Origin of the sequence: Parvibacter caecicola (assembly GCF_003725335.1) — a bacterium.
Taxonomy (GTDB): Bacteria; Actinomycetota; Coriobacteriia; order Coriobacteriales; family Eggerthellaceae; genus Parvibacter; species Parvibacter caecicola.
The window spans coordinates 108531-114979 of record NZ_QIBY01000006.1; the positions used below are offsets into that span (position 1 = coordinate 108531).

3 protein-coding genes are annotated in these 6449 nt (G+C 62.8%); all 3 read left to right on the top strand.

Annotation, left to right across the window (positions count from 1 at the left end):
- The first annotated feature begins 135 nt into the window (after positions 1-135).
- A complete protein-coding gene (locus DMP11_RS05410) occupies positions 136-3117 on the top strand; it encodes a helicase C-terminal domain-containing protein (RefSeq protein ID WP_214647057.1) in 2982 nt (993 codons plus the stop codon).
- Positions 3104-4390 (top strand): hypothetical protein, encoded by a 1287-nt coding sequence (locus tag DMP11_RS05415; RefSeq protein WP_123185482.1) that lies wholly within the window; start codon positions 3104-3106, stop codon positions 4388-4390. Before DMP11_RS05410 ends, DMP11_RS05415 begins: the two co-directional genes overlap by 14 nt.
- Positions 4391-4528: 138 nt before the next feature.
- The coding region (locus DMP11_RS05420) for a hypothetical protein (RefSeq protein ID WP_235869398.1) at positions 4529-6449 on the top strand (1921 nt) is incomplete at its 3' end.

A 6449-nucleotide genomic window follows, 5' to 3' on the forward strand; every position in this document is an offset into this window, starting at 1 on the left:
ACTGGTAAAATTACCCGACGGCACACCCCCGAATAGAGGGGCATTTCCCATAACATTCATGATAGGGTAGTGGGCCCTTACCAAAGGGAGTTTTTCCCTGAACCCAACGGGCTTTTCGATATAAGAGGACGATTCATGAACCAATTGCGCGAATACATGTGCGACGGAACTCCCCAACGCATCGCCGAGCGCTATGCGCGGCTGCCCCAGTTGGCGCGCGAAATGGATTTTGGCCCGTTTGACGGCAACGTGGTGGTTTTGGACACTGAAACTACCGGCGTGTCTTTCAAAAACGACGAGTTGACCCAAGTCGCCGCCGCCCGAATGGAGAAGGGCGAAGTGGTGGATTGGTTCGTGACTTTCGTGAACCCCGGGAAGCCAATTCCGGAAGAAGTGGTGCACCTTACCCACATCCACGATGAGGATGTGGCCGATGCCCCTACCCCCCAGGAAGCGCTGGCGGCGCTGGTGGAGTTTGTAGGGGACGCCACCGTGGTGGCCCACAACGCCAATTTTGATCGCACCTTCACCACCCGTCACCCGGAAGGGTATCCGCTGTTGGAGAACCTGTGGGTGGATTCCCTCGATTTGGCCCGCATCTCGCTGCCCCAAATGAAATCCCATCGCCTCGTCGACCTGGTAAAGGCGTTCGGCGCCCCGGTTTCCACCCACCGCGCCGATGACGACGTGGCCGCCACCTGCGCCCTGTTCCGCATTCTTTTGGCCGCAGTTTCCCAGATGCCCCCCATGCTGGTGGTGAAGATTGCGTCGCTCTGCCCGGTGGAGGAATGGCAGACGGGGGCGGTGTTCCAATATTTCGCCAGCTGTGGCGAACGGACGCCCTTCTCGTTGCGGCAACTGCGCAAAGACGCCCTGAAAGGGGTTGACCTTACCCCGAAGCGCAACATCAAATCCATTATGGAAGAGGGGCCGGTGGAGCTGCAATTTCCCACCGAGGAAGAAATTGCCGCCGCCTTCGCCCCGAACGGCTTGTTATCGCGCATTTACCCCGAATTCGAGCCGCGCTCCGAGCAGCAGCAGATGGCCCAGGCGGTGCGGTCGGCCTTTGACCAGGGCACGAATTTGGTAGTAGAAGCGGGCACGGGCGTGGGGAAATCCATGGCCTATCTGCTGTCCGCCGCAGCGGTGGCCCGCGACAACAACATCACAGTGGGGGTGGCCACGAAAACCAACGCGCTGCTGGACCAACTGGTGTACAAAGAGCTGCCGGCGCTGACGGCGGCCATGAAGGCGGTCAATCCGGAAGCGCCGGAAGTGACCTTCGCCCCGCTGAAGGGTTTTTCCCATTACGTGTGCCTGTGGAAGCTGGAGCAGTTGGTAAGCGATAGAGCCCGTTTGGTGAACGTGCACAATCGCGAGGTGTCCCAGGCCCCCTCGATGGCGGCGCTGCTGTCTTTCGCCGAGCAGAGCGATTTCGATGACATGGACACCTTGAAGATCGACTTCCAGACCACGCCCCGTTACAGCTTCACCACCGCCAGCCACGATTGTCTGCGCCACAAGTGCCCCTACTTCAACGGCAAGTGCTTTGTGTTCGGCGCGCGGGCGCGGGCCGCGGCATCGCATGTGGTGGTTACCAACCATAGCCTGTTCTTCTGCGATTTGTCCCACGACCACGCGCTGCTACCCCCTTCCGCCTATTGGGTGGTGGACGAGGCTCACGGCGCCGAAGCGGAGGCCCGCCGTGCCCTCTCCAGCGATTTGGAAGTGGGCCCCTTGCGCCGCATCGCCCGCCATTTGGCGTCAACGGAGCGCCGTCGCAGCCTGTTCGACCGCATTGTGAAAGCGGCCATCCCGGCGGGGAAGGAAGAGGCGTCGTCGCTGTTGTACGGTTTGTTGGAGAAGGCGCGGGAAGCCAGCCAACTTTACAGCCAGGCAGTGGACGGATACGCCAAATCGCTGCGGGGGCTACTGTTCTTCGACGAAAGCCGCCGTTCCAAATCCTATGAGACGGTGGAAATTTGGCTCAACGATGACATTTTGGGCTCTTACACCTTCAAAGACGTGAAGGAAAAGGGGCTGGCGTTGAACGAAGCCGTGGAGCGCCTCATCATGCGCAGCCAAGATGTGGTTGCATATCTGGATGAGCTGGACGGTTGCGAAGGGGTGCAGCGGGAGCTGGCTTCGGTGGTACTGGACCTGAAGTGCGTGGTGAGCACCTGCGAGATTCTGTTCAAAACCATGAGCGACCGCTACGTGTACTCGGCGTTCCTCAACCGCAAAGAGGACAAGGGCACCGACAAGCTGGAGGCGCAGCTGTTCAACGTGGGCGGTTACCTGGACGAGGCCCTTTACCCCGAACTGCATTCGGTGGTGTACACCTCCGCCACCCTCACCGTGGACGGCACTTTCCAATCGTTCTGCGATGCCATGGGGCTGAACACCTCGCCGTCGTCGGCCTGCCAAACACTGGAGCTGCCCTCCAGCTACGACTTCGATCACCGCATGACCATTTACGTGGTGAAGGATCTGCCGGAACCCAGCGCGCCGGCGTATTTGGACCAGCTGGCCACGTTTTTGGCCCAGGCGCACCTGGCCCAGGGCGGCGCGATGCTGACGCTGTTCACCAATCGCCGCGAGATGGAGCGCTGCTTTGAAACGGTGGCTCCGGCCCTGAAAGAGGAGGACCTGCGGGTGGTGTGCCAGAAGTGGGGCGTGTCGGTGAAGGGGCTGCGGGACGACTTCGTGGCCGACGAGCACCTGTCGTTGTTCGCGCTGAAAAGTTTCTGGGAAGGATTCGATGCACCTGGCGCCACTCTGAAGGGCGTGGTGATTCCGAAGCTGCCCTTCTCCAAGCCGAGCGATCCGCTTTCCTGCGAACGGGCCAACCGCGACGACAACGCCTGGAAGCGCTACGTGCTGCCGGCGGCAGTGACCGAGGTGAAGCAGGCAGCGGGCCGGCTGATTCGCCGCGCCTCCGACGAAGGGGTTGTGATTTTGGTGGACAGCCGGGTGGCTTCTAAATGGTACGGAAAAGTGTTCCAGCGTTCGATGCCCAGCCGCAACATAAAGGTAATGACCAGGGCGGAAATTCTGGAAGAGCTGGCCGCTGCGGCCCAGGCGCGCCGTGAAGGGCCCGGCGATGGGGCTGCGTAGGAAAGGGGACAACCCGCGGGGGGCTCACATTCGGAAGTCCACCTTTGGCACTTCCAATGAGATTTCCTTTAGCGTGCTGGACGCCGCGTCGAAGCGCAAGGGCTCCGACAAGAAAAAGCAGAAGAGTGCGTGGCAGTCTTACGACCAAGGGGCGGGCCCTTCGTCGCCTGTGGCTCCGCCGCCGGGAGAGATTTCGCTTTTCACCTTGGGAAACGACAACAGGCCCCCCTCCACTCCTCGCAAAGAGCAGGGCATCACCTTGTCCACCGGCGAATTCATCAGCACCGATGCGCGGCGCTCGTCCTCGGCGATGCCGCTTTCGGAAGTGGCGGTGCGCAAGCGCAGCCGTCGCCGCGCCCAGTTAGTGGGGGTGGGGGTGAGCCTCATTCTGGTGCTGGCCGTGGTGGCGGGCCTTACCAGTTTGGCGGCGTCGCTGGTGAACGCCCAGAACTTGCAGCAACGGCAACTGATGGATTTGGTGGAACAGCTTGAGCAGACGGACACGCTGCTGGTGGCTTTAGACAACGGCGTTTTGGCTCTCACCGATGGCAGCGATTACGACGCCGATGAGGCAAAGGCGCTTGAGGCGCTGCTGGCCCAAGGGGACGGGGACGTTCTGGCCCAGTTAGATGCGGTGAAGCAGCGGGCCCAAGAGGTGGAAGAGAAGCTAATGTCCGGCGCCGACCGAGAGGTGGCCAACAATTTGATGGTTTCGGCCCACGCCCGCGCCGCCATGATAGAAACCGGTTTCGCCATTCTGCAAGAGGCGCTTCCGTTGAGAAAAGCCCAGGAAGAAGCCCATTTGGGGTGGCAGTCGCTGGGGCAGGCGGAGAATTTTTCCCGTCAGGCCGCCCAGGCCCTTTCACCGTTGAATGCGGACACGGTTGAGGCTTCACGGGACTGCTCCCAGCAGGCGCTGCAGCAACTGGAACAGGCGAAAGAGCAGTTTGCCGCCGCCAAAGAGGCCAGCGATGCGGTGGATTTGTCCACCTACGAGCAGTACCTGCAGCTGAAGATAAACGCCTCGTCGGCCGCAGTGGAAGCGGACAACGCCTACCTGGCCCGCAACAAAGAGCTGATGGACGAGAAGAACACCGCCTCAAACGATTACGAAGCGCAGGCCGCTGACTGTCTTACCCTGGCGGAGGCCAACCCCGACGGCGCCTATGAGAAGGCCTTTACCGCCGCCACGACGGTTCTGCTGCAAAGCTACCAAGCCGAACGGAGCAATGTTTCCGTTGCCGACGAGCATCTGCGGGAGTTTCTGGCGTAACGCTGGGCGCCCATAATGGCTCCTTGGCCCCTCGTACTTTGCGTCACCAGGGAAACTTTTTCAGGTTTATCGGGCAAATGGCGTATACTTGCCAATAATTGTGCCTACTTATTTGTGTTTTCCTGAAAGGCGGCATCGATGGCCGGTCTACAGCAAACAGTTGAATACCTCTCCAAGACCATTGGCCCGCGCCCCGCGGGCACCGAGGAAGAGCAGAAGGCGGCAACGTTCATCTCCGACCAACTGCGGCAGGTGTCGGGGCTTCCCACTGAAACCGAAGAGTTCAATTGCAATGCAGATTCCGACATCCCGGCGGCGGTTTGCTCCGCAGTGGCGGTTGTGGCTGCCATTGTGGCCATGTTGGTGTCCTTCATGGCCATCCCCTGTTTGATACTCTCTGTGCTGGCTGCCGCGCTTTACGCGGCAGAAATTTTTGATAAGCCCATTATTTCGAAGGTGCTCTCGCGCGGCATCAGCCAAAACGTGGTGGCCACCTATAAGCCGGCCGCTCCGGCAACCGGCCGCCCGGGGCGCCAGCGCAAGGTGGTGCTGGTGGCACATTACGACACCGGCAAAGTTAACCCGCTGGCCCGCCAGCCCATCCTGGCGGCGCTGCCTATCTTGCAGTGGGTAGGCGTGGGCGGCATCGCCCTCACTGCGCTGTTGATGGTGATGCGCGTTGCGGGCGTGGGGGGCACTCCCTTCCGCGTGCTGTGCATTGCCGCCGCCGTGTGCGCCGCGCTGCCGCTGCTGGCCACGGTGCTGAACCGCATTTCCCCCTACACCGAAGGCGCCAACTGCAACGGCGCCGGCGTGGCGGTGCTGCTGGAAGTGGCCGACCGCGTGGCCCACGGCTCCACGGCAGTTGCCGAGGGCGACTACACGGTGCACGGCGTCGAGGAAGCCCACGCCTCCGGCTTTGTGCCAGAAGGGGCCGAGCTGGTTTACGACGCGCTTTCCACTGAGGGCGACAGCGAGCAGAGCGCCCGCGCCCGTCTGCTTTCCGCTAAGGCGGCCGTGGCTGCCATGAGCGGCAAGCCGGTGAGCGACGCCGTTCACATTGATTTGGCGGAAAACCTGGTGAAGGTGCAAGAGCCTCCCATCGCCGCTCCCACCGAGGAAGGAATGCAAAAGGCCCGTTCCAAGACGCGCGAAGCCTTCGCTCCCCTTTCCGAAGAGGAAATGGCCCAGCGCGAGGCCGAGGCGCAGGGCGAGGCCCAGACGCAACCGGCCGAGGAAGCGGTAGAGCTGCAGGCGCAGCCGGTGGAGGAAAAGGAAGACGACGTTCCCGCATGGTTCAAGTCGGCTCAAAAGAAGGCCAAGAAGCCGGTGAACGAGAGCGCCCCCATCTATCGCTCCCGTTATGCCCAGGCCATGGAAGCCGCCCAGCGGGCTCGCGAGGAAGAAGAGCGCGCCGCTGCTGAAGAAGCGGCCCGTTTGGAGGCGGAACGGCAAGAGGCCGAGGCCCAGCGCCAAGCCGCCGAAGCGGAGCGCCAGGCCGCGGAAGCCGCTGCCCGTGCTGCCGAGCTGCAGGCCCAGATGGCTTCGGTGCCGGTGCTTTCCCAGCAGCCGATGGTGCCGGAAGAGGCGCCCCAGCAGCCGGCTGGCGAGGAAGTGCCGCTGGAAGGTGCCACCCGCCGTTTCGTGCCGGTGCCCCCCGCCCCGGCGGCCGAGGGCCACGCCACCCAGCAGTCGGCGGCCCCCTATGTGCCCGCCATCGCCACCTCCGCTGCCTCCGCCCCCGCGGCCGTGGCAGCGGAAAGCGTGCCGGTGCCCCGCACCCGCCGCGAGAGCTTCTTGGATTCGCTGCCTTCGCTGAGCATGCCCATGAAGCCGGTGGACGCGGATGCCGCTCCCACTCCGCGCCGCCGCAGCGCCGACGTTCCCATGGTGGAGGAGCTCTCCTCTGAAGGGGCAGTGCAGAACCAGAACTTCCAGCCGGCCCCCTTGGCCGAGCCGCGCCAGAACAGCCATGACCGGGCCAACCGCCTGCGCATGACGGTGCCCTCCCTGTCGGGCAGCATCACCCGCGGAGCGGGGGCGGTAGCTTGGGGGGCTG

What these genes read in the sequence shown, in the direction of transcription:
- DMP11_RS05410 (WP_214647057.1), top strand. Translation starts at nt 136, where the DNA reads ATGAACCAATTGCGCGAATACATGTGCGACGGAACTCCCCAACGCATC.
- DMP11_RS05415 (WP_123185482.1), top strand. Translation starts at nt 3,104, where the DNA reads ATGGGGCTGCGTAGGAAAGGGGACAACCCGCGGGGGGCTCACATTCGG.